The 21,104-nt window shown below is 54.4% G+C and carries 18 protein-coding genes and 5 pseudogenes; 10 read left to right on the forward strand and 13 right to left on the reverse strand.

Going from position 1 to position 21,104, the window contains the following annotated elements; all coding sequences use genetic code 11:
* A pseudogene (locus HAPAU_RS15515) lies at positions 1 to 467 on the forward strand (archaea-specific SMC-related protein); the annotation flags it as partial.
* Positions 468 to 1,539: 1,072 nt separating this feature from the next.
* On the forward strand, positions 1,540 to 2,229 hold the full coding sequence (locus tag HAPAU_RS15520; RefSeq protein ID WP_066384677.1) for a TVP38/TMEM64 family protein: 690 nt from the start codon (positions 1,540 to 1,542) through the stop codon (positions 2,227 to 2,229).
* Positions 2,230 to 2,417: 188 nt separating this feature from the next.
* Here HAPAU_RS15520 and HAPAU_RS15525 read toward each other — a convergent pair whose 3' ends face one another.
* Entirely contained in the window at positions 2,418 to 3,497 is a 1,080-nt protein-coding gene (locus HAPAU_RS15525) for an AI-2E family transporter (RefSeq protein WP_066384684.1), read from the reverse strand.
* A 33-nt stretch (positions 3,498 to 3,530) separates the two neighbouring features.
* Here HAPAU_RS15525 and HAPAU_RS15530 point away from each other — a divergent pair.
* Positions 3,531 to 4,734: pseudogene (locus HAPAU_RS15530) on the forward strand (RNA-guided endonuclease InsQ/TnpB family protein).
* Between the two features lie 519 nt (positions 4,735 to 5,253).
* On the opposite strand, the gene HAPAU_RS15535 reads toward HAPAU_RS15530, so the two are convergent.
* From HAPAU_RS15535 to HAPAU_RS15550, 5 genes and pseudogenes are all read right to left on the reverse strand, one after another.
* Complete coding sequence (locus HAPAU_RS15535) at positions 5,254 to 5,526, reverse strand: hypothetical protein (protein WP_066384686.1); 273 nt, start codon at positions 5,524 to 5,526, stop codon at positions 5,254 to 5,256.
* A gap of 288 nt (positions 5,527 to 5,814) precedes the next feature.
* Positions 5,815 to 6,120, reverse strand: a complete 306-nt coding sequence (locus HAPAU_RS20080; RefSeq protein WP_394327298.1) for a helix-turn-helix transcriptional regulator — start codon at positions 6,118 to 6,120, stop codon at positions 5,815 to 5,817.
* Between the two features lie 278 nt (positions 6,121 to 6,398).
* Positions 6,399 to 6,584 (reverse strand): hypothetical protein, encoded by a 186-nt coding sequence (locus HAPAU_RS15540; RefSeq protein WP_066384687.1) that lies wholly within the window; start codon positions 6,582 to 6,584, stop codon positions 6,399 to 6,401.
* Positions 6,585 to 6,675: 91 nt separating this feature from the next.
* A pseudogene (locus HAPAU_RS15545) lies at positions 6,676 to 8,005 on the reverse strand (RNA-guided endonuclease InsQ/TnpB family protein).
* Positions 8,006 to 8,029: 24 nt separating this feature from the next.
* The gene (locus HAPAU_RS15550) at positions 8,030 to 8,311 is read right to left on the reverse strand and encodes a hypothetical protein (protein WP_066384689.1); all 282 of its coding nucleotides are present in this window, start codon (positions 8,309 to 8,311) and stop codon (positions 8,030 to 8,032) included.
* A gap of 413 nt (positions 8,312 to 8,724) precedes the next feature.
* Between HAPAU_RS15550 and HAPAU_RS15555 the strand changes: the two genes are divergently transcribed.
* Positions 8,725 to 9,357: a LysE family translocator gene (locus HAPAU_RS15555; RefSeq protein WP_066384692.1), complete on the forward strand. Its 633-nt coding sequence runs from the start codon at positions 8,725 to 8,727 to the stop codon at positions 9,355 to 9,357.
* 468 nt (positions 9,358 to 9,825) lie between these two features.
* Here the strand turns inward: HAPAU_RS15555 and HAPAU_RS15560 are convergent, their stop codons facing one another.
* Positions 9,826 to 10,812 (reverse strand): aminopeptidase, encoded by a 987-nt coding sequence (locus tag HAPAU_RS15560; RefSeq protein ID WP_066384694.1) that lies wholly within the window; start codon positions 10,810 to 10,812, stop codon positions 9,826 to 9,828.
* 414 nt (positions 10,813 to 11,226) lie between these two features.
* Positions 11,227 to 12,135, reverse strand: coding sequence for a helix-turn-helix transcriptional regulator (locus HAPAU_RS15565; RefSeq protein WP_066384696.1), 909 nt, complete (start codon positions 12,133 to 12,135; stop codon positions 11,227 to 11,229).
* Between the two features lie 149 nt (positions 12,136 to 12,284).
* Between HAPAU_RS15565 and HAPAU_RS15570 the strand changes: the two genes are divergently transcribed.
* From HAPAU_RS15570 to HAPAU_RS15580, 3 genes are read left to right on the forward strand one after another with little or no spacing between them, the layout of a single operon-like run.
* Positions 12,285 to 13,715 carry an FAD-binding oxidoreductase gene (locus HAPAU_RS15570; RefSeq protein WP_066384697.1) on the forward strand — a complete coding sequence of 477 codons (1,431 nt, stop codon included), beginning with the start codon at positions 12,285 to 12,287 and terminating at the stop codon, positions 13,713 to 13,715.
* Positions 13,712 to 13,954 carry a DUF7512 family protein gene (locus tag HAPAU_RS23305; protein ID WP_066384699.1) on the forward strand — a complete coding sequence of 81 codons (243 nt, stop codon included), beginning with the start codon at positions 13,712 to 13,714 and terminating at the stop codon, positions 13,952 to 13,954. Before HAPAU_RS15570 ends, HAPAU_RS23305 begins: the two co-directional genes overlap by 4 nt.
* 2 nt (positions 13,955 to 13,956) lie before the next feature.
* Positions 13,957 to 14,961, forward strand: coding sequence for a sulfite exporter TauE/SafE family protein (locus tag HAPAU_RS15580; RefSeq protein ID WP_084383806.1), 1,005 nt, complete (start codon positions 13,957 to 13,959; stop codon positions 14,959 to 14,961).
* Here HAPAU_RS15580 and HAPAU_RS21100 read toward each other — a convergent pair.
* Both HAPAU_RS21100 and HAPAU_RS15585 read right to left on the reverse strand, forming a co-directional pair.
* Positions 14,931 to 15,185 (reverse strand): hypothetical protein, encoded by a 255-nt coding sequence (locus HAPAU_RS21100; RefSeq protein WP_157078503.1) that lies wholly within the window; start codon positions 15,183 to 15,185, stop codon positions 14,931 to 14,933. The genes HAPAU_RS15580 and HAPAU_RS21100 overlap by 31 nt on opposite strands.
* Before the next feature lie 28 nt (positions 15,186 to 15,213).
* The gene (locus HAPAU_RS15585) at positions 15,214 to 16,533 is read right to left on the reverse strand and encodes a PQQ-dependent sugar dehydrogenase (protein WP_084383807.1); all 1,320 of its coding nucleotides are present in this window, start codon (positions 16,531 to 16,533) and stop codon (positions 15,214 to 15,216) included.
* A gap of 180 nt (positions 16,534 to 16,713) precedes the next feature.
* On the opposite strand from HAPAU_RS15585, the pseudogene HAPAU_RS15590 reads away from it, so the two are divergent.
* Positions 16,714 to 17,216, forward strand: a pseudogene (locus HAPAU_RS15590) (zinc ribbon domain-containing protein); the annotation flags it as partial.
* A gap of 333 nt (positions 17,217 to 17,549) precedes the next feature.
* On the opposite strand, the gene HAPAU_RS23005 reads toward HAPAU_RS15590, so the two are convergent.
* Together HAPAU_RS23005 and HAPAU_RS15600 are read right to left on the reverse strand one after the other, a co-directional pair.
* Positions 17,550 to 18,050 (reverse strand): HTH domain-containing protein, encoded by a 501-nt coding sequence (locus tag HAPAU_RS23005; protein ID WP_368085897.1) that lies wholly within the window; start codon positions 18,048 to 18,050, stop codon positions 17,550 to 17,552.
* Complete coding sequence (locus tag HAPAU_RS15600; RefSeq protein ID WP_066384711.1) at positions 18,047 to 18,307, reverse strand: hypothetical protein; 261 nt, start codon at positions 18,305 to 18,307, stop codon at positions 18,047 to 18,049. Before HAPAU_RS15600 ends, HAPAU_RS23005 begins: the two co-directional genes overlap by 4 nt.
* A 93-nt stretch (positions 18,308 to 18,400) precedes the next feature.
* Here HAPAU_RS15600 and HAPAU_RS23010 point away from each other — a divergent pair.
* Together HAPAU_RS23010 and HAPAU_RS21105 are read left to right on the forward strand one after the other, a co-directional pair.
* Positions 18,401 to 18,648 (forward strand): annotated as a pseudogene (locus HAPAU_RS23010) (hypothetical protein); the annotation flags it as partial.
* A 206-nt stretch (positions 18,649 to 18,854) separates the two neighbouring features.
* Complete coding sequence (locus HAPAU_RS21105; protein ID WP_157078504.1) at positions 18,855 to 19,157, forward strand: hypothetical protein; 303 nt, start codon at positions 18,855 to 18,857, stop codon at positions 19,155 to 19,157.
* Positions 19,158 to 19,263: 106 nt separating this feature from the next.
* Here the strand turns inward: HAPAU_RS21105 and HAPAU_RS15610 are convergent, their stop codons facing one another.
* Positions 19,264 to 21,102 (reverse strand): IucA/IucC family protein, encoded by a 1,839-nt coding sequence (locus HAPAU_RS15610; protein ID WP_066384716.1) that lies wholly within the window; start codon positions 21,100 to 21,102, stop codon positions 19,264 to 19,266.
* Positions 21,103 to 21,104 lie beyond the last annotated feature (2 nt).

Genomic DNA, 21,104 nt, shown 5'->3' on the forward strand with positions numbered 1-21,104 from the left:
ACGCGGAGCTCGAAGAGCTTCGGACGCGCATCGAACGGATCGAGCGTGAAGCGATCGAGGCGTTCAATACGCATATGGAAACCGTCGTCGACCTGCTGGACTATGGAAATCTCGCGCGGATTTGGCTTGAGTACCGGAATCCGGACGGAAGAGGAGACGCGACCTTCGAGCTGCACGTAACGCGCCAAACGGATGATGGCACAACCTACGAGGATACGATCGATCACCTCAGCGAGAGCGAACGGGAGGTCACCGGCTTAGTATTAGCGTTGGCAGGCTATCTCGTCCACGACGTACACGAGGAAATGCCGTTTATCCTGCTTGATTCGTTGGAAGCGATCGATTCCGAGCGTATCGCACAGTTAGTCGAGTATCTCGAGGAATATGCCTCTTATATCGTCGTTGCACTATTGCCTGAAGACGCGAACGCTCTCGACGATGACTACCAACGAGTTGCAGAGATCTGACTTAGTTGCTACACAGATTTCACAATTATCGAAAATAATTGATTTATCTCTATTATTTGACATTGTCTTTGATAGTATCACATCGCTGGTTCTTTGTGTTTGAATAGATCTAGGTCGCGAGTTGGAATAGAGAGCGAAATAGAAGATCCAGCATATCTCCCAGTCTCCGTCTCGGGGTTCATATGGCCGTGTTCCGGACCACTAGTATAAGAAATTTATAGGTGAATAGCCGTTCACTTAAATTCTTAGTAGAGGTTGATGGCAACGTATCCAGAGCAGAGGAGAGTCATCCGTTAGCTGCAGGCCAGCCAGCTCGGCCGTGATCTCGTTTGTGAACGGCAAACCCGAGAGTTCGAATATGACGCTATCGACATCTACCTAGATAGCTCCGTCAACTCGAATATACCTTAATTCATTAATAATACCGCTTACGCACTAGGCCCAATTATAATAAGCCCAATTACTCCTACAGAGACTAATATAAGAAAAAGCATGATGACTGCGATAATATCACTGATTAGTGATTTTAGCCACATCATCTTGCTTTGTCACTCAAAAATATATAAATATATCGAATTAGTTCTGTATATATACAATGAAAAGATCTGATAGAGAATCCCCTGAGTGAATCGAGAAGAGCGAGAGCAATGGTCGACCGCGTACGCTTCGCCGACATCCCCTAATCGACTGTCGGGCGGATCCTCAATCGAGCGGAACTGTCGGGACTATGATCCTGCTAACACGAGCGTGTCCCCCAAATTAGTCACTTAAGATTAATCTTCTCTTTTTCCGAACTACCACCATTGACGCGGGTCCCGAGTCCCGCTTCTCGGTAACTGAGTTCGTCCTCGACGTAGCGCTGTAGTTCGTGGTACTCTTCTCGCTGCTCGAGGATCAGACGCTTTATATCACTATATGAACCAGATATTCTAGGCATGCCTTCGCCCTCCTAGCCAAGGACAGAGACGGATAATCAGATGGATGAAAATAGAGCGAACATGATCTGTTCAATGAGGACTGAAAGAAAGAAAGAACGAACACTAAAGCCTGTTCCGCTCGTTCTTTACTACGAATGAAAGTGTTTTCTTCAAAGAAGCATCGACTCCGGGGGATTCTGTTTTCGATTATAGCAATAATTGTTCTCGGTATATTATATCTCTCTATTCAACGGTATTTGCCATTTATTTTCAATGCTGATGAACTTCGTATATGGATCTCCCAGTTCGGTCCCCTCGCCCCTCTCGTCTTCATTGTTATCCAAGCCACACAAGTCGTCGTGGCTCCTATACCCGGGCAGGCTCTTGCTCTCGTCTCAGGGTATCTCTTTGGAGCCGTTGCTGGGACTATCTATAGTCTTCTCGGTGTCCTTCTTGGTAGTGCGATTGCGTTCAGCCTTGCAAAGCGCTATGGGCGCTCGTTTGTTGAAGAGATTCTCCACGAAGACTTGATGACGCGCTTTGATGGATTCGTAGACCGAGTCGGTATCCCAGGCCTACTCGTGTTTGTCCTCATTCCCGGTCTTCCCGATGATGCGGTCTGTTTTCTTTGTGGGCTCACGACGATGTCGCTCCGAACGTTCCTTATACTGATTACTATCGGTCGTCTACCAGCGTATGTTCTCACTGTGTACGCCGGCGGTGAATTGGCCAGCGGTCAATTGAGTAGCGCACTACTACTTCTCGGGGTCGTGATTGTTCTTTCAGCAATCGGCTACTACAAACAGGACACGATTCGACAGTTTGTCCAGCGGCTAAACTTCTAGACGTCTGTCTGACCCATCTGAGCAGACGTTGTCTCGCTTAGAACTCTCCCTGTGAAGAGTATAGTGTGGTCCATTAGGTGGACTCAAAGTCCAGATCAACAGCGTACCAGTCAAGAATAGTGAAGACAACGGAGACCGTACAGGAACCCTCGAAGTTGAGTGAGTACTTGTTTTATTCATGTGACTGATCAGCTGTTGGGATGCAAGAGAAACGGTAAGCGATAGCGGAGGAACTGAACAACAACCACCATCACGAATGGCCCGAGAAAAATGCCGTACCAGCCGAAGATAGGTGGGCCAAGGAGGTAGGCGAACATGACGAGCCCAATGGGGAATAGCCGTCCTGACAGAGAAGGACGAACGTAAATTCGGATGATGTTGTCGAAAGCGAGGTTCATAACGAGGAAGAACAGGCCGGGGAACCAGAGGAGCGTCGGATCAGAGCGAAAAGCGAGAGCGGAGAGGTATACGATGACGGCTCCGTAGAGAAGGTTTCGCCCCACCAGTGGAATCACCGATGTCAGTCCCGTCGCAATCGCTAGCAACATTGGATGTGGGATCGCGAGCCCGGATGGTGCGATGAGGTTGAGCGTGTGGTAGATTATCGCAGCGAATACCGTAATCGCCAGCAGGGTCAGTGTATAGCCGAAATAAATCGACTTCAACCCTTGATCGACCGTCTGGATGTACTCGATCAGATTCGGGCGCCCCTCAAGGATATTTTCGTTAACCCAGTCCTTGATCGATTGCTCGTCGCGTAAGAGAAAGAAAACGAACAGTATGGTGAGAAGTGCATTGTAGAGCTGGCTCACGAACGTGCCGATGAAGCCACTGAGCCAGAGCAGCGCTGATTCGACGGTTGGACCTGTGCGAAAACCGTCTGTGAGCGCGTAGATCGCGTCTGGAGAGGCCGGTAGTTCCTCGAGATCAATATCAGGAAAGAGGACCTCGAGAACGCTTTCGATGTCCGTTGGTTCCAATGTAGCGACTTGCCAGACCACGTACGCCGTGAGCGCCAGTAAGAGGGCGACGAGTGGAACAATGAATAGACCCACTGTGAGCGCCGCCGCACTGGTCGACGACACACCCTGTTGACGTACCTGTCTAGTAATGGGACGGGCAACGTAATAGAGGAAAATCCCAAAGGTGGCCCATCCTAGGTACGGAGACAAGATAACGAGCAGAACAGCGGTCAGCAGCCCTGCGAACAGCCACCATCCGGCCCACGCTCGAATTGGCGGATCGAAAAACGACTTAGCCCATCCCATATGTCCCGAAACGACGGTTGCAGATAAGACGTTATTCGTGACATTCATCGAACTACACGACCGCTAGAGATTGCTTTAGGTGACGTGCAACCCCTCGCCTACGATTCTGTGCGCGAAGACACCGACCTCGGTAGTCAGCACGCGATTCTCGCCACCCACCAAGCCGCACAAGCCATCACCGGCTGTATCGAACGCCGGTCGAAGGGCAAGAAGGTCAGCAAGCCAACGTTCACCGCGCCGACCGTGAAGTACGATACGCGGACGATGACGGTGTTCGATGACGACACCGTGTCCCTCTCCACAACAGAGAGCCGGGTCCGGTGTCCGCTCGACCTTCCCGACGCCGACGATGGCTATCAGCGACAGTACCTCGACTCGGACGAATGGAGCGTCACGGAAAGTACGCTCACCGTCCGAGACGGCGAGTTCTTCTTGCATATCGGCTTCCGCCGGCACAAGAACGACACCGAACGGAACACCGCCGAGGACGGAACGGTCCTCGGGGTTGACCTCGGTATCGAAAACCTCGCCGTCACCAGTACCGCCTACTTCTTCAGCGGGCGGGAGCTAATCCACGACCTCCGCGAGTTCGAGAAGGTACGCGCCGGGTTGCAACAGACCGGAACACGAAGCGCTCACCGGACGCTCGAACAGTCGAGTGGTCGGGAACTTCGCTACGTCCGCGACGTGCTTCACCGAGCGTCGAACGCGCTGATAGACGAAGCACTCCGATACGACTGTGACGTAATCGCGTTCGAGAACCTAACCCACATCCGCGACCGAACCGGTGCGTCGTGGGGTCACAAGTGGGTGTTCCGAACACTCTACGAATACGTCGAGTACAAAGCCGAATCGGTCGGTATCTCGGTGAAGCAAGTCGGGTCGGCGTATACGTCGAAGCGGTGTTCCGAGTGTGGATTCACGGCAGACGAGAATCGTCCGTCGCGCAACGACTTCCGGTGCGTGAAGTGCGGATCGGAAGCGAACGCGGACTACAACGCGGTCGTCGGATGATATCCGACGGGCAGCAACGTCGTATTGCGACGTTGCGACGGCGAAGAACATCGGTATGCGGTATGTCCGTTGAGGCCAACAGTCGTCTCGGCGGACGGGCGACAGTCAGCTCGCCCTCAAGTCTGGAACGCTGAAGCCGAAGGGCGGATTTACCGCCTACCCCAATGGATTCGAGGCCGAGTTCACGGACAATCCCCACCCTCAACACGCCGAAGGCGTGTAGGGTGGGGTAGTTGACGAACGGTATTCTTGAAATTTATCTGGAATCATCCGATTCCGAATCGGTCACCGACTCACCGTCATAGAAGAGTGATTTGTTGTACTACCGCACTATTGAGACAGATAATATCCGATATATTACTGATCAATCTATTGATCATTTCTCTGTATCTCTCGGTCCTCCAGGTACGATCAATGAGTGTGGACTAACCACTGGTACGTAGCTGACTACCGGAACCCTTGCTCGGGACACTGGTCATACCACACCTCACGAGAGAACCGCCCGCCGGATAATGGAGGGCCGAGTAGCGGGAGAGTTACAACGAATCATAGCAGGACACCCCATGAGTCACCAACAACTCACTGGCGGATGGAATATGCCGAGGGTGTCCCATCTCCTCTATACCGTCATATCAGTATTGTTAGAGGGGGCTTATGGAGACGGCTCCGGACGAGTGCTCGCTCGAGATACGTGTTACACCGCCGCGCTTGAGATGGCCGCCCCGTTAGAACGGTGGGTTCGTTAGTCGTTGGCTTCCGCGTTCGCGTACATCTCGGCCAGTGGCGAAGCGACGTTCTCGTCAATCCTATCCTCAATCTCGCTGGATTGGTCGTCGTCCCCATGGAACTGTTCCTCAACCGGCGCGAGCACGCTTCCGTGCAAGTAGCGACTCATGTAGGCGTCAAAGTCGCCGTCCTCGTCGGGATCGTAGTTGAGAACGTAGTCCTCAAAGGACGAGGCTTCGACCTGTACGCGATGCCAGCCGGGTTTGTCGTTGTCCGTGACGTTGACCACACATTCGGTGAACCCAACCTCGTCGAGAGCGGGCGTGAGGTCCGTCTTGATCGTACGACGAGAGCATCGTTCAGAACGAACTCGCGGATCACCTCGCGTTTGATTCGTCCCATATTGAAGATCTGCGTAAACGAGGTCTGATCGAGGAGTGCCTGCTTCTTATCTGAGTTCTTGTCCTCCGAATTGTCCGCGAGGAACTTGCTGGGATACTGGGAGTCCTTGCTACGTCTCCTCACAACATCCAAGTCCACTCACACCAACTTGGAGGAGTAATTAGGCGCTTTCAGTTCATTCTCCGGCAATCTCACCGAGATACTGATCCATCCATTCACGGCGAGCTGTGAGTTCGCGCCGACCACGATCGGTCAGATTATACGCATTCGTTCGTCCATCAACCTCGTCTTTTTGCACTAATCGTTTATTAACGAGCGTATCAAGGCCTGGATATAGTCGTCCAGCATGGATCTGTTTGTCATAATACGCTTCAAGTTCGTCTTTGACTGCAACCCCATACGGTTCGCTCAGGCCGGCGATTACATAGAGCAGGTCCCGCTGGAAACTCGTTAACTCAGGTATACTATTTCGGTCTTCCATCCTATCATCAATAGTATTATAGCCTAATAGTTACAGGTTCGATAATTGTAATGGCAGACATATTAGTCGATCCTCTTCTGCTTAGGGCTGCCGGTCGGGACACAATAAACAACGACCGCAAAACCGTCCAAACTCGCGATCTCCGAGGGGACGGGTATCCGAGGTGGATTGTCTCAGTAATAGTAAATATAACTAATCATGTATACATTCGATTACCACAATATTATTATATAAATAAATTAAGCCGTGCACGTCATGGTGATCGACAGGAAGTGGGCTCAGGCCTGCGCTCGCTCGACAATCTGCTCAAGGTGCTGTTCGCAGACGTACTCCGAGAGCACAGCATCGATTAGGACGTAGTAGTCGGCATCGTTCTCACAGTCATCGGTCGCAAATGAGCGGGGTGTATTCCGCTCGCCGAATCCAAGGACGAGATCGACACTCTTGCGATCGAGACTGACCACCTCGAGAAATTCACCAAAGACGACGGCAACACATCCGCCCGCATTCCTGGCGGTGAGGATCCACTTAATCGAGGCGTAAACTACCCTACCCTCAACGAGCGAGGTCGTCAGACCGAGCGAAGTAGGGTAGGGCTTTCGCGTGGACTCCCGTTCTATGCCACCGTCCGTAGTAGCAGGGGGGGACGTACTCCCCACTCACGTTCAGCGTCCCGCGATTCAAGCGCACGTCTACAGGTGCGCCTCCGTCGGCTGCATTTTGCCGCCGTCGGAGATACCGAAAGCCGATATTCTTCGCCGTCGCAACGTCGCAATACGACGTTGCTGCCCGTCGGATATCATCCGACGACCGCGTTGTAATCCGCGTGGTTCTGATACCCGCACTTTAAGCACTCGAAGTGCTCGCCGTCGCGGTTATCCTCATGAGTACAGCCACACGTCGAACAGCGTTGGGACGTGTGGTTCGGCGGGACTTGTACGGCTTCGACGCCGTGTTCAGCCGCCTTGTACTCGACGTAGTGGAACAGCCGCCGGAACGCCCAGACATGTTGCCACGTCGCCTGTGGGATGTTCTCGCGGATGTGCGTTAGGTCCTCGAAGACGATATGCGAACACCCGTGCTCGACGGCTTCTTCGAGCAGTTCGTTCGCTGCGCCGTGCAAGTAGATTTCGAAGCGTCCGTACTCCTTGCGAGCGACGTCTTCGATGGATTCGTGTGCGGCTCGCGTTCCGTGCTGTTGGAGCGAACCACGGCGCTTCTCGTACTCCCGACGCCAGTGGTTGAACTCATCAGCGGACCAAAATGTGCCGGTTGACGTAACAGCTATATTGTTCACTCCGAGGTCCACACCGAGGACTGTTCTGTGCTCAGTGTCGGGTTCGGGATCGTCGGCTTCGACCTTCCGCATTGAGGCATGAAGGAACCACTCACCGTCCCGACGCTGTAGGGTCGCCATGCGGAATTCGTAGTCCTCATCTTCGAGGTACGTCCGTGGATGGCGGTCGGGGTTGTCGGGAAGGATATAGTCACACTCGACCCGTCCGTTGACGGTCGAAAGCGAGACGTGGTCGCGGTGGAACGTCGCACTGCGTTTGTCGTAGACCGCGCTATCGGCAGAGAAGTAGGGTTGTGACGTACGTTCACCGCGCTTCAGTCGTGCCACACCGCTCTTGATAGCTTCGACCGCGCGGCGGACTCCTTTCTGAACGAGATTCGCGGTAAGGTCGGTTTCGTCCCGCAGTTGATCGTACAAGGCACGCTCGGCTTTGGCCTTCGAGGTAACGTGGTATCCGTCGTCACCATGCCAACACCATTCGCTCGTGGTGTTCGCACAGTGTTTGAATTGCTCGACAGTCTCGCGGAGGGACGCATCGGCGTCTTGAGGCACGTCGAGCTTGATGACGGCGGTACGACGGTATTCCACGGCGTTTCACATAATATGGTAGTGTTACTTAAACATCCGGGAGTAGTCCTGCTTGAGAACGTGGTCCGTTGCGGTGTTGTCGGCTTCTCCCCTTCCTACTCCGTTCGCTCCACTCACTCCGTTGAGGAAGGGGCCTCCGCCTCGCAATTTAGGTGAATGCTGTTCATCATTGATCTTCGCAAAGTGAGCATCGAGCTCCATACCGTCGAACGTGGCCAGCGCGATTTCGATGACCCCTACTCCGTGGCGGTCGAAGAGATCCAAGCAGCGAGTGATGATGCGGCCAAACGCATCGAGATCGAGCATGTGAAATGGGCCGATCGAACACCCCCTCGAAACTGTCTATGACTAGGTCGACCGCTGTTCGGGGTACTGCCTGACTACTCACATCGTGGTGTGAGATGTTTGCAAAGGCAACACCGACGAAATCACTTCTTGCTCGGAGCTGTAACTAGGAGGGAATTTCTGGACTGACGACTTCAAAAACGATCGGGCCGTGGTGATGACTTCAGTTACATATACGCTGTCCTGATGATATCCGTCCTACCTTGACGCAGGTGCTTCACTCATTCTGGCTGGGAACGGAAGTTGGTACCAATCATCACACACAGAACGCATATTTAACACAGGTCATTGGACACAGAAGCGGTTTTGAGCGTTTGTAGAGGGTAGTCTATAGTGTCACGTAGATTTATACTACTCCGCGTTGGCACTGGTGTATGCTAGACGTTAGTGTACTCCTTGCGTTCGTTCCAATTGCAATTGCCCTTATTGTCTCACCTGGCCCAGACAGCATCTACACGTTGACCCGAAGTGTCAGTGATGGTCAATCTGCTGGTGTGATGGCCGCACTGGGGTCATCAGCCGGGAGTATCGTTCACACAACGGGAGCTGTACTCGGACTCTCAGCGATTCTGCGAACGTCGGCGTTGGCGTTCACTGTCGTCAAAGTCGTCGGTGCAGCATATCTCGTCTATCTTGGCATTCAGACGTTCAGAAAGTCGGACGAGTTTGAAATATCGACAGAGAGTACCAGCTATACGCCAACGGAGTCATTCCAAAGTGCGCTCCTCATTAACGTCTTAAACCCGAAAGTAGCAGTATTCTTCCTCGCATTCCTCCCACAATTCGTTCAGTCGGGGAGTAACGTTACCTTGCAGATATTCACTCTCGGCGTGTTATTTGCCAGTCTTGGGTTCGCCTATCAAGCGTTGCTTGCAGTCTTCTCAGCGCGAGCACGGCGAGTGATTTCCGAACGCGAGCTCGTCCAAACACTACTTCGTACCGCAAGTGGCAGTGTTCTCATTGGGTTTGGTGTAAACCTCGCGCTTGAGGAACGAACTACCCCATAGAGTGGATACTACACAATTTGAATCTCTACGGAACAGCTATTTCCCATCAACCCATCCAATTATTGGGGTTTCTAAGAGAGTCAGACCCGTGACAGTGCTAAGTAGTCGTTAGTCGTCCATTCGGGCCGTTCTAAAGCCGGTACCGGAACATCGGTACAGTTAGTCGGAGTGTATCCATGTGAAATGTGATTCTATCTAGGTTTAAAAACAATCGACTAATTGTAGCACTACGGTATACCACACTTCGGTTGACTCGATACCAAAGGCAGATTCAGTTCGAGTATTACTGTGTCAACCAGAACTCTCTATACGCTGTTCTCCGTACCAAAAACTGTCGAGTATTCTTCAAATAAAAAGTGACACATGTAATATTTTGTTAATTCCGGTTGGTCCCTCAATTACGAATTCCTCACGACTCTCATTGACGATGGACCCGTTAAACGGCGATTAGGGTAGTGAGCAGATCCCTCATAACGTGCCAGCATAGTCCATCACTGTCTGCCGTTGAAACCCTCCAGTATCAAGAACGGTGACGTCATCAAATGTGACGGTCGCATTCAAGAGAGTCATATCGAGATGGATATCACACGCAACCGATCCGCCGAGAGTTACATTATCCCCAATCGCAATATGCATCGTCCCCATCTTTTTCTTATCAGTGGATTGGTTACCAGTCAGGCTAACATCCGGATTCGTTCCGATGGACGGTGCCTCCGCGATATTTCGCGCGCACTCGCCGTTGTGGACAATGAGTTCGCGGAGTTTCTCCGCTTGTGCCCCTCCTGAGATAGTTTTTACTTGTCCATCTGCAATCGTCAGTTTGACTGGATCAGTGAGACGGCCGATACTATCGATCGAGTAATCTACTACCACTGTTCCCTTAGCGCTCCCTTCGACGGGCGTAATTGCGGACTTACCGGCCGGCAAAACCACAAGCCCCTCATCAAATCCATCATCGATTGGAAACCCATTTCGCCCAGTGAGATCGACAGTCAAATCTGTCCCAAGTTTACTTGTAATCCGCGCCGAATTGGCAGCCGTCTGGATCGCCGCTACCGATCGGGTCACCTTCTGAAGGTCCTCGTAATCAGTATCCATCTGATCAATTAGCACGTCTTCCGTAACTCCACGCATTAGGACAAATCGGGTCCCAGCATCGGCTGCCGCTCGACGAGCCTTTGTGTGTGCAATATCGTGCGTCCCAACATCGAACACGATATCTGCGTTGTGCAAAGCACCAGCAACAGCAGAAGGCGGTTCAACATTGTGTGCCTCGAGTCGTGGTTTGATAAGTATCGTTGTTGTTGCTCCGATACTTCGGGATGTGGCGGCGAGTGGACGAGCGATATCGACCATGAGGGGATCCGTGAGAATGACAACTTCTTCTTCAGCGGTCACATCGCCAACCTGTTCAATAATATCTCGGCAGACCCCACTGTATTCAAGTTCCTTCATTGAAGCAATCGATCTGATAGACTGCCTCTAGCAGGTTGTCTCTATCGATATTTTTTGATAGCGACATTTCGAGCCGAGAAATTAGCTCAGTCAGCCTGTGGGACCCCGCGTGACTGAGCGAGGCACGCGGTTGAAAGACGGTACTTGAATCGAAATCAGCGAGTAGCTATTCACGCTGTACACGGGCTGGCCAATCGTGACGCGCACTACTGAGCGCTTCGAGCGTTTTGATGACGTCTCTGCCCGCAAGTATTGACTCTCCTACTTGCGTGACAGGCACGATAAGGGCGAAGACTAGACAACTGTGATGATTAATTTTTTTGACATCATTCCGTCCTCAAAAGGCGAGATTCCAACTGAAAAACTCAACTGTGCATTGAAGGGTAGTCTCAGTGTGCCACGAGATTACTACTATCAGAGCAGATCCACCGGCTCATCCAGTGGTTCCGAATCTGCTCTGATTGATGCGTAGACACGCTCAGCCCATTCATAGCCAATTGGTGCATCCGTGTCGACAAACACCTGCATGAAGCCAGTGGTCTCATCGTAGCCGCCGATGCCGACGCGGTCATCGAAGATAGCAAGACCGTACGGCAGTTCATCACGCGTTCGGAGGGCCAAGTCCCCGCGATCAATCGCTTCTCGCGCTCGTTCAGGATATGTCTCGAAGAGTTTCTCCATGATATGAGGGAGATAGATAATTTCGCTGTCGGTGTCGTCGAACACTCGCTGGTGAAACTCGCCGAGGACTAACGGAGCCATGTGTGTCGTATTAAATCCCCGGAACGTCTCCGACTTGTTGACAAGTTCGATGAACCGCTCGACGGGCCTGTAGGGATCATTGGATTCGGCGACGGTAATCGTCGCGTCCACAAACGGTTCAACAACGAATTCCCGGTGGTCGTCACAGACCGCATTAAGAAGTGGGGTTAGTCTATGTGCGGTCCGCACGTTCGCCTCAAACCGGAGGACCTCTTCTGCAATGACCTCGCCACGCCAAGTCAACTCAAATCGGCCATCAGCTTTCTTAGCGAACTCCTGCTCGTTGAGCCACTGCGTATAGCGGTGACTTGTCGCCCGCGAGACAGCGAGTCGTTCTTCGATCTCCCGGCGATCGAGCGGTTCTTTCAAAAGCGCTTCGAGGACCGGACCGTGTCGGACAATGTCGCTGAGTAGGTCCGTGTCGATGCGATCGTCTACGGCGTCTAGGCGCTCACCGAGATAACGGCGGTTCCGTTCGTTTTCCAAGATCGCCTCGAAGATCGGTGAGCCAGGCGATGGATGGCCATCGTCCTCCGATCGGGCGTACTGGTCGGAATCCATGGGACTTCCCCACTAGACAATAGTTGGCATACATAGTAACTCTATCTCGTACACTCTCTGAAATTCATCTCACAGTCTGAAACGGTACTCTTGACGTCAAGCTCTACTCGATGAATGAGGCCAACACCTGTGCTGTCCTCCACTAGTGTATGGCACAATACGCTATCCCCACCGACCAGATCGAACAGTTCGAAGCCGGATTCCATGGCGACTTGATTCGTCCCGACGACACTGACTACAACGACGCCCGCACCGTGTGGAATGGGATGATCGACAAGTATCCAGCCCTGATTGCCCGGTGCCGTGGCGTCGGTGACATCATTAGCGCGGTGAACTTCGCCCGTGAACACGACCTCCTATTAGCGGTACGTGGCGGTGGCCACAATGTCGCCGGGACTGCTGTCTGCAACGATGGGCTCGTGATTGATCTCTCCGAAATGAGGGGTGTGTGGGTTGATCCCGACGAACGGATAGCGTGGGTACAGGCCGGTGCCACATGGGCCGACGTCGATCACGAGACCCAGGTCTTCGGTCTTGCAACGCCGGGCGGGGCCGTCTCTAAGACGGGCATCGCAGGCCTCACGCTCAGTGGTGGTATTGGTCATCTCCGCTGCAAGTATGGCTTGACCTGCGACAACCTCGCATCCGTCGATTTGGTCACAGCAGACGGCGACTATTTGACGGCCAGCACCGACGAGCACGAGGATCTCTTCTGGGGCCTTCGCGGTGGCGGCGGAAATTTCGGAGTGGTCACCGGTTTCGAGTTCGACCTATACCCGGTCGGACCCGAGGTAGCAACCTGTCTCGTGTTCTATCCGGGAGACCGAATGGATGAATTCTTAGAAGCCTATCAAGAGTACGTCGCGGATGCACCCCCGGAAGTCAGCCTGCTCACTTTATCAGGTGTGATTCCCGACGAGGACCTCTTCGGAGTAGACGTGGTGGATGAACTCAAGATCGCAATCGCGGGTTGTCACGCTGGGTCAGTCGAGGACGGTGAGCGTGCATTCGCACCCCTGCGGGAGATCAACGATCCGATCGCTGACTTTAGCAGCCCGATGCCGTACGTAGAGTTTCAGCAGCTCTTCGACGGGGACTACCCCGACGGAATGCGCTACTACTGGAAGTCGCTGTATCTCGACGGGCTGTCGGAGTCCGCTATCGATCGAATCATCTACTGGTCCGGTGTGGCGCCATCACCGCTTTCGACGGTCGATGTCTGGCAGTTGGGAGGCGCGATTGAACGTATGGGCGTTGAGGAGAGTGCGTTCGGGGGACGACACGCTCCGTTCCTGCTCGGTGTCGAAGCGAACTGGGAGCGCTCGGAGAACGACGATGCGAACATCGGGTGGGTGCGTGACTGTCTTGAGGACATGCGCCAGTTCTCGGACGGGTCGGTGTACCTGAACTTCCCGGGATTCCTTGAGGGGGGCGATGACATGATGCGGGTTACGTTCGGGCCGACGTACGAGCGATTGGTCGCGCTAAAGGACGAGTACGACCCGACGAACCTGTTCAGCCTCAATCAGAACATTACACCGTCTGGAAACGCTCAGACTGACGGAGGGGGTATCTTATGAGTAATCGAAACAACCAATCCGAGCCAGTTCGGTGGCGGTTATCGACGGCCCGAGACGTCCCGATAATACTGGTGGTCCCGCTGAGCGTCCTGCTGGTCGCTATAGTATTCGGTGCGTTCGGACTGGCTGCTACTACGGTCGGTTTCATCCTCGCGGAAGCGCTTGTACTGTATGCGGGATACGGAGCACTGACACGGCTTCTTAGCTCGACTGCCCGTGAACTACTCGTAGGTACCTGACCGTGGAGCTCTTCGGTCTTGGTATCGTAAGTATTGGCCTTTTCATCGGGTTCGGCCTGCTCATCGGTATTCTCTTCGGGTTCTTCGGGATGGGCGGCTCGTTTCTCGTGACACCAGCACTGTTGGTGCTCGGGTATTCGGCGCCGGTAGCTGTTGGAAGCGGACTCGCGTTCGTCTTCGGTACCAGTGTCATCGGTGCACTCAGACACCGCGATCACGGGCAGATCAGCTATACACTGGCGGCGATGATGATTCTCGGGATGACGTTCGGTATCGAGATCGGTACCCGGATCGTGTTTCTGCTTGCGGAGCTCGACAGCGCTGACTTCGTCATCAGCGTACTGTATGTCGGCCTTCTTAGTGCGGTCGGGCTCTACGTCCTTCGAGATACGCGTACTGACGATACTGCTGTAAAAACGGACCGAGTCGCTACTGAGGTTCAGGCGATCCAGCTTCCACCATTGGTGTCGCTACCTGGCGGCGGGACTGTTTCGATGTGGATTATCCTTGCTGTTGGGTTGGGTATCGGAATTCTGTCTGGCAGTCTCGGTGTCGGTGGAGGATTCCTTTTGCTCCCCGTCATGGTTTATGGGTTCGGCATGCCCGCTGCCATTGCTGCCGGGACCAGCATCCTCCAGATCTCGGTCTCAGGCGCTTTCGGGACGTTCGTCTACGCCCAGTCGAACGCCGTCAACATCCCTGTCGTCGCCGCGTTACTCGTCGGAAGCGCGCTCGGTGCTCGTATGGGCGCGAGTGCGACACTACTGGTAGACGAGGCCGACATGACGGGATACTTTGCAGTAATACTGCTCGCGGGGAGTATCGCTATCGCAAGCAAGGAGGTAAGTGTCGCATACAGTGTCGAGACGCTTGAGACTGCGAGTATAGTCCTCATCTTTGGAACTACAGTTCTAGTCGGTGGTTCGATCATCCGGGCCTCGATCGATGCGCTTAGGAAGAATCGAGAGCGTGAATCTCAACCGCCATGCTGGCAAAACAGGCTATGATCAGGGTCGGCCCCCTCCTCGTCAATGACCACGAGCTTCTTCCCACGGTGTTTCATCTGTTCGACGTTCTCTTTGCCGAGCTTGTTGAGCGAGCACAAGTCTGCATCTTTTTTGTTCAGTAACGGCAGTTCCGCAAAGGTATTTGGCAAATTCGCCGGCGTAGGCGTATTACGTGAAAACAGGCACAAAGTCTCGCCCTTCAGGGCGGGGAGGATGTCAAGCACGTCGGAATAATCCTGACTACTGGAATCCTCACTTCGAGACGGGCTGTAGTTGCACAAGTACGTCGTCGTGCTTACGAGGGAACTGTCCGTCATCGGGCGCCAATCCATCTCGATTTGAAGAAGAGACTAAAAGCGTCCCGTCCGGGGCCTGAGCGACGTTCCGAATGCGGCCAAGTACCCCACTCAGTGTCTGATGCGCTGTTGCCGTGTAGCGTTTGTCAAACCACTCTGCGTCATACCGGGTTGCATCTCCTTCTACCGGTGGTTGCTCAGTATCGGGCGGGCGTAACGTAATGATCGACAGTCCCATCCCTTGAAGTGTTGCAACGAGCAGACGATTGTGCCATGCTGAAATCGCATCGCCAGTATACCGAACACAATTTGCGGGTGCCCACGTCTCGTCCGGACCAGTGTTAACAAGCGGGCGATCGTAGTCGGGATGAGCCTCATATTCGGGTTCGGTCCGAACAGTTGGCCATCCGTAGTTCCCGCCGTCGGAGTGCCGGTTGATCTCGTCGTGGCCAGTGGGTCCGTGGTCAGTAAGAACCGGGACACCAGTTGGGAGCCAGTCGATGCCTTGTGGGTTTCGATGGCCATAACTCGCTACCCGTGGATCGGCATCGACATCCAGTGATGGGTTCGATGGTGCCGGATCGCCGTCAGGCGTGCATCGGAGGACGCTCCCACCGAGAACGGTGGGATCCTGCGCTCGCTGTTCGTCTTTCGTTCCGATCGGCACCCACAGATCGTCCTCCGGACCGAACGCGACTCGACCGCCAATTGTGTGATCGCCCTCAATGCGGTCGATGATAATTTCGAGTGACGCTTCGGGATCGTCTGCTTGCGGGTCATAGCGGAGTACCTGATTGTACTGCTCCGATCCCTCCTCGATCGACACGTAGACATACAGGAACGATGGGTCTGGAAACTCCGGATGCGTGGTAAGCCCAAGGAGATGATCGCCAAGGAAGCTGTGTTGATCTGATGTAGGGACAGCAGTGGCATCGAGCGGGGCCGCCTCGTTCTCGGCGATAGCCAGTACCTCGTCGGCCTCGAACCGGAGCAGCGTTCCTGTCCGTTCAGTCACGAACAGGTCATTCGTCGGTGTGAACGCGAGATCCCACGGTACATCGAGATTGATGATGAGTTTGGTTGGTTCCACGGTCGCTTCGAGAGGTGAGGCGGCCGTAGGAACCCAACTGTCAGTTTGCTCCGTTTCGGGGGCGTCCTGGTCGGGTGAAGTCGTTCTGTCTCCAGTATCCGGTTGTGTCGTACAGCCACCGGCGACGACACAGCCCAATGTAGCAAGTGTCCCTCGTCGCGTCACTAGTCGTCGATCCCAAGACATAACTCCCTGAAACAGTCTCGTCGTAAAAAAGGCACCAATCGCTAGATCACGTCTACGGTGTTCAGGACAGTCAACAGGATTCCACCGAAGATGTCTCACAATATCTGTGGAGGAGTTTCACCGTCGGTGCACTCATTTGAGAAGAAACACGCGGATAACTCGCGGGCGAGAGGCCGGCAGTTCGACTTGCCGGTTATCGCCCTCAAAGACTTGTCGCACATCGTGAACATCGCGACTACGGAAAGTGGATGAACCGACGCCTTCACGAATGGGCTTTTGCGCGCCTCACGAGCCGGACCGAGGACAAGACGCTTGATGCCGGTATCCCGGTTCGGTTCGCCAACCTGACATATACGTCCCAGACGTGCCACGAGTGCGGACACATCGGACGGCGTGGGTCGCAGGCGGCGTTCCGATGCACGAACCCAGAGTGTTGGGTTACGGAGTACCAAGCGGACATCAACGCAGTCGCCGGAACCCCGTTCCGGCGGGCAGCCAGAAGCCGTCGGCTTCTGGCAACGGCGGCGAACATCGCTGGCCGCATAGACTCGTGGGGGAAGAGCGTTCCTTGGAAACCGGAACGCGATGACTCGCCTCAGGATGGGAGCACCTTTGGCAGTGCCACAGCCCGCCCCGAGCTGAGTGCGAAACCCGCACAGACGACGCTCGGGGAATGGGGCTGAAACCTCTCCGGTAGCAGGCTGGATTCCCCATGCTGGGGATTCCACGCCCTTTAGGGCGTGTGAGGATGTCAAACTATGAATAGAATTAGAAAATAAAAACGGATCCATTCTCTGTGGATAGCCGTTATCAGGAGTGGGCTCTCTCAGGAGGTTCCTGACTAGTGCCGCCACTAGGGTACGTGGAACGTGCCCGTAAGCAATATGCGACTGTGGAGACAGTTCCCGGACTAACTAGCGTCCAAATAACAAGCGCGTCGAAGGAAAGTCTCGAGCGGGTCCGCCTTGGAGGTGTGAATCCTCGATGCGTAAACCGGTGGCCGCCTCCAACTCGACTTACTCGGCCGGAACGGTCACTTGCTCACGCTGCTCGTCTCCCGACTGTTTAGTGTCGCCTGCCATCGATTCAAGCATTTCGACCCCGTCGTGGATCGTCCGAACATCCTCACCGTCTACGTGCGGATACACTGCCTGCAGATCATCCTCGCCTTCCGTGTAGACGGCGAGGGTGATCAGCGGCGTGACGATCTCTCGTCTCTGACTCTTCCCATCACCTGCTGAGTCAGTAGAGCGCCAGTCGAAGGCCGGCCGAAGCGTATATCCCTGTTGAGTTGCCCACTGTTCGAATTCGGCCACTCGTTCACGTGTGCCTGCTGGATCTCGGTTATCCTGAGTAGTTCCCATCGATGGTCCCCACACATCAATATCGAGCTCATCAATTGGGCCCCTGTCAGCTAGCGTCTGGAGGCGATCAATGACCTTAATCTGGGGTGGATTGAGCCCACTGGGGCCCAACGTTCGCACTCGAACGACCGCTCGGACTGGGTCTCTGCTCATAGATTTCCTCCAGTTGTTGTCTGCGGTTGGCAGACATACTGAGTCCCTGTCCGATCAACGTGGTCCGTTGCGGTGAGTATCTGGAGTAACGAGTAGAGGGTGATCTTCTTCATCCCGAGTGCAGTGTGCAGCTCATCGATTGTTGCTTCATTCTCGATCCGCAAATAGAGGTAAACGAGTTTGGCGTCGGCTGTATCGAGCGTTTCTGGCAGGTCGAGGTCTGCGTGTCGCTGGTGCTGTGGTTGGGTCTTGTTCACAGCGATGGATCGCTCGCCAGTTCAGTAAACAGCCCACCTGTCACACCACCGTCTTCATGTCCCGGGTGATGTAAGCACCAAATCTCCTCGTGTGCCGCACGGTTGAACTGCTACGGGGAGGCCTTCGCGGAGATGCACGAACGGTTAGGTGGGATCAACTCTGTCACTGATCCCGAGGAACGGAAATGACTACAGGCGGAGATCGACGCCGCCGCATTCCATGCCTATGGATTGGATCGGGAGGAGACTCAGTTCGTCTGTGACGATTTCCACCGAGTGTAGAACCCGCGGTTAATGACGACGACTTCGATCTGGTATTGAAGAAATACGACGAGTTAGCAGACACCGAATCGGTGAAGAACAAGAAGGAAAGCACTAGACGACCTCTCTGTATTTCATCATACCGTGGTGTGATATGCTTCCGAAGGCAGAACCGACGAACTGTTTCTGCTTCCAATAATTCATGAGCTATGCTCTTTTGTATTGCCCGTTGTTAGGATATCACGCTCTCTGCAGGAGGTTGCTCACTTGCCCGATCGCAACGACTGTGATATCGGTCAGCTGTCTCTTCATCGATGACCACGAGCTTCCCGCCACGACGCTGCATTTGCTCGACGTCGTATTTCTCGAATTTTGTGAGGAAGTCCATAACGCGGGCCATAGTTTGGGTATGGGGCTTATTCCCTCAACGACGGTGGATAATCGCGATCGTCTGGCTATCGAGTACGGGGCCAACAGGCGCTTTCTCGGCCCAATCCTTCACGCTCCGAGCGATGAAGTGAGCGCGTTTCTGGTTGGTCGTGAGCTCGCGATTGACAACGTGTTCGAGGAGCGTACAGATCCGATCTAATAACGCTGCTGGAGTTTGGGCTAATACCGGATATCCCTTCTGACCCAGCATCTGCGGATCCACTTTGACTCATTGGGCCGGGATTTACGATCCCAGCAATCTCAGATCAATGGTCGACGGCACCCGATTGTCTCGCTTCGTCGGGGGTGGTGTTACCGACTTCGTACAGAGCGTTCGTGATCGTCCCATGCTCAGAAGCGTGTGGGCGACCGGGTGCGTCATCGTAGCCATACTCGAAGATCCGATTGCGGTTGAGAGTGAGCTTCGTGAACTCTGGCTGAAGCAGGTCGAACAGCTCGAAGCGCTCCTCAAGCTCGGGGAACTGGGATTGATAGTCGAGGATCGCCCCCCGGGTGTGGGACCAGAACCGCTCCTCGGGATACTCCTCATGGTCCTCGAGAACATCCACGACGTAGCGTAGTACACAGACAAATAGCCCAGAAAAGATAAATTGGCAGAGACCCTCCGGTGGCTCCTTTCGGAGCACGGCGTGCATCTCGTCAGGCAATGCCTCCAGCTCTGGGAGGGGTTGGTCGCTCACGTTCACGTCGTCGACGAAATCCTTGATTGCCAACCGAGTGGGAACTCCGTCCTCGACAATCAGGATCGTATTCTGGCCGTGCGGGGAAAACACCGTTCCATAGCGGTACAGGAAGTGAAGCAGTGGCGGGAGCACGGTATCGAAGAACTCTTCGAGCCATTCGTCCGTAGTGAGGCCGGAGCGCTCGATAAGCCGGGAGACGTACGGTTCACTGTCACCGTCGACGTGCATGAGTGCAGAGAGTGTGACCGCGCGCTCGTTCTCATCGAGGAATGTGTAGATCGACTCCCGCCAGACGGCCCCGAGCAACTCGTGATATTGGTACGGTGAGCCTTCGATATCGGTGAACGTCGAGTGATCGTAGTTGATCCCGGCGATTTCGCCCGGTAGAACAAGCCCTTGTTCTTGGAGGAACTCGTCGTCCTCGTAGATCCCGTGGATGTACTTGGTAACAGTGGGCGCAAGTTCTGTCCGCTCTCCTGGCAGTCCGCGCCAGACGAGCGTGTTGAGAATCCGCATCGGAACCTTCACGTGATGTTTTGACTCGTCATCGAGATTGACAAACGTGCGGACCGACTGCTGAGGAAGGTACTCGTCCGGTCCCTCACCCAGCGGTACAATATCGTCGGCAGCAATATCGTCGGGAAACAGCGGTACGACGCTGTTGTCCCACTGCCAGTCGTGAACCGGCAGGAAGTAGTAGGCATCCGGATCGAGGCCTCGGTCGGTGAGGCGGTCCCGAAACGTACCATAGGTATCGCCGAGTTCATTCCGGACAAGCGAGTCGTGGTCGACATCCTCAGTGCCGACAAATGTCGCCTTCTCCCTACTAACGGCGGCCCATGAGAGAGTCACCGGCTCCTTTCGCTCGGGGGCGTAGCGCCTGTAGTCCTCATATCCCCAGCCGAGCCGGCCCTTGTTGTAGGTGATCCACGGGTGGCCGTCCATCTCGCCCTCGAGATGGGCGTAATCAAGATCAAGCGGGTCGAACCCCTCTTGGTTTCGTCGGCGAGCCTCGACGTGGGCGTCGGCCAGCAGCGTGCGCTTGTACTCGCGGACGAGGTTGCCCTCAATAAGCCCCTCAAGATCGGTCGCTTCACCGAGGTCCCGTAGTAAGCGAAGCGGATCATCGAGGGACTTCCATGTGTCGTCGGAACGTCGTTCGACGGTTCCCTCGTGGACATGAATGCTGTCCATCAGCCGTTCGGTCGCTTCGAAGCGATACGCTGTGTCGCCGAGGTCAAAGCGGTAGGTAGCGTGCTCCTCACCGGCTTCGACCTGTCCGGGCGTGAGAATCTCCTCGTACGTGAACTCCTCTAACATCTTCGTTAGAAGGCGGCGTTCGACCGTCTCCCAGATTTCCGTGCTCAGCGCATCCCGTCGGGTGGTATCGTTTGGATTCATCG

The organism is Halalkalicoccus paucihalophilus (genome assembly GCF_001593955.1).
Classification (GTDB): Archaea; Halobacteriota; Halobacteria; order Halobacteriales; family Halalkalicoccaceae; genus Halalkalicoccus; species Halalkalicoccus paucihalophilus.

Bases quoted from the DNA above. Each gene is read 5' to 3' on its own strand.
- HAPAU_RS15550 (WP_066384689.1), bottom strand. From the start codon at position 8,311: ATGCTCGATCTCGATGCGTTTGGCCGCATCATCACTCGCTGCTTGGAT.
- HAPAU_RS15560 (WP_066384694.1), bottom strand. From the start codon at position 10,812: ATGAAGGAACTTGAATACAGTGGGGTCTGCCGAGATATTATTGAACAG.
- HAPAU_RS20080 (WP_394327298.1), bottom strand. From the start codon at position 6,120: ATGGAAGACCGAAATAGTATACCTGAGTTAACGAGTTTCCAGCGGGAC.
- HAPAU_RS15525 (WP_066384684.1), bottom strand. From the start codon at position 3,497: ATGGGATGGGCTAAGTCGTTTTTCGATCCGCCAATTCGAGCGTGGGCC.
- HAPAU_RS15565 (WP_066384696.1), bottom strand. From the start codon at position 12,135: ATGGATTCCGACCAGTACGCCCGATCGGAGGACGATGGCCATCCATCG.
- HAPAU_RS15555 (WP_066384692.1), top strand. From the start codon at position 8,725: ATGCTAGACGTTAGTGTACTCCTTGCGTTCGTTCCAATTGCAATTGCC.
- HAPAU_RS15520 (WP_066384677.1), top strand. From the start codon at position 1,540: ATGAAAGTGTTTTCTTCAAAGAAGCATCGACTCCGGGGGATTCTGTTT.
- HAPAU_RS15610 (WP_066384716.1), bottom strand. From the start codon at position 21,102: ATGAATCCAAACGATACCACCCGACGGGATGCGCTGAGCACGGAAATC.
- HAPAU_RS23005 (WP_368085897.1), bottom strand. From the start codon at position 18,050: ATGAGCAGAGACCCAGTCCGAGCGGTCGTTCGAGTGCGAACGTTGGGC.
- HAPAU_RS15570 (WP_066384697.1), top strand. From the start codon at position 12,285: ATGGCACAATACGCTATCCCCACCGACCAGATCGAACAGTTCGAAGCC.
- HAPAU_RS15585 (WP_084383807.1), bottom strand. From the start codon at position 16,533: ATGTCTTGGGATCGACGACTAGTGACGCGACGAGGGACACTTGCTACA.
- HAPAU_RS23305 (WP_066384699.1), top strand. From the start codon at position 13,712: ATGAGTAATCGAAACAACCAATCCGAGCCAGTTCGGTGGCGGTTATCG.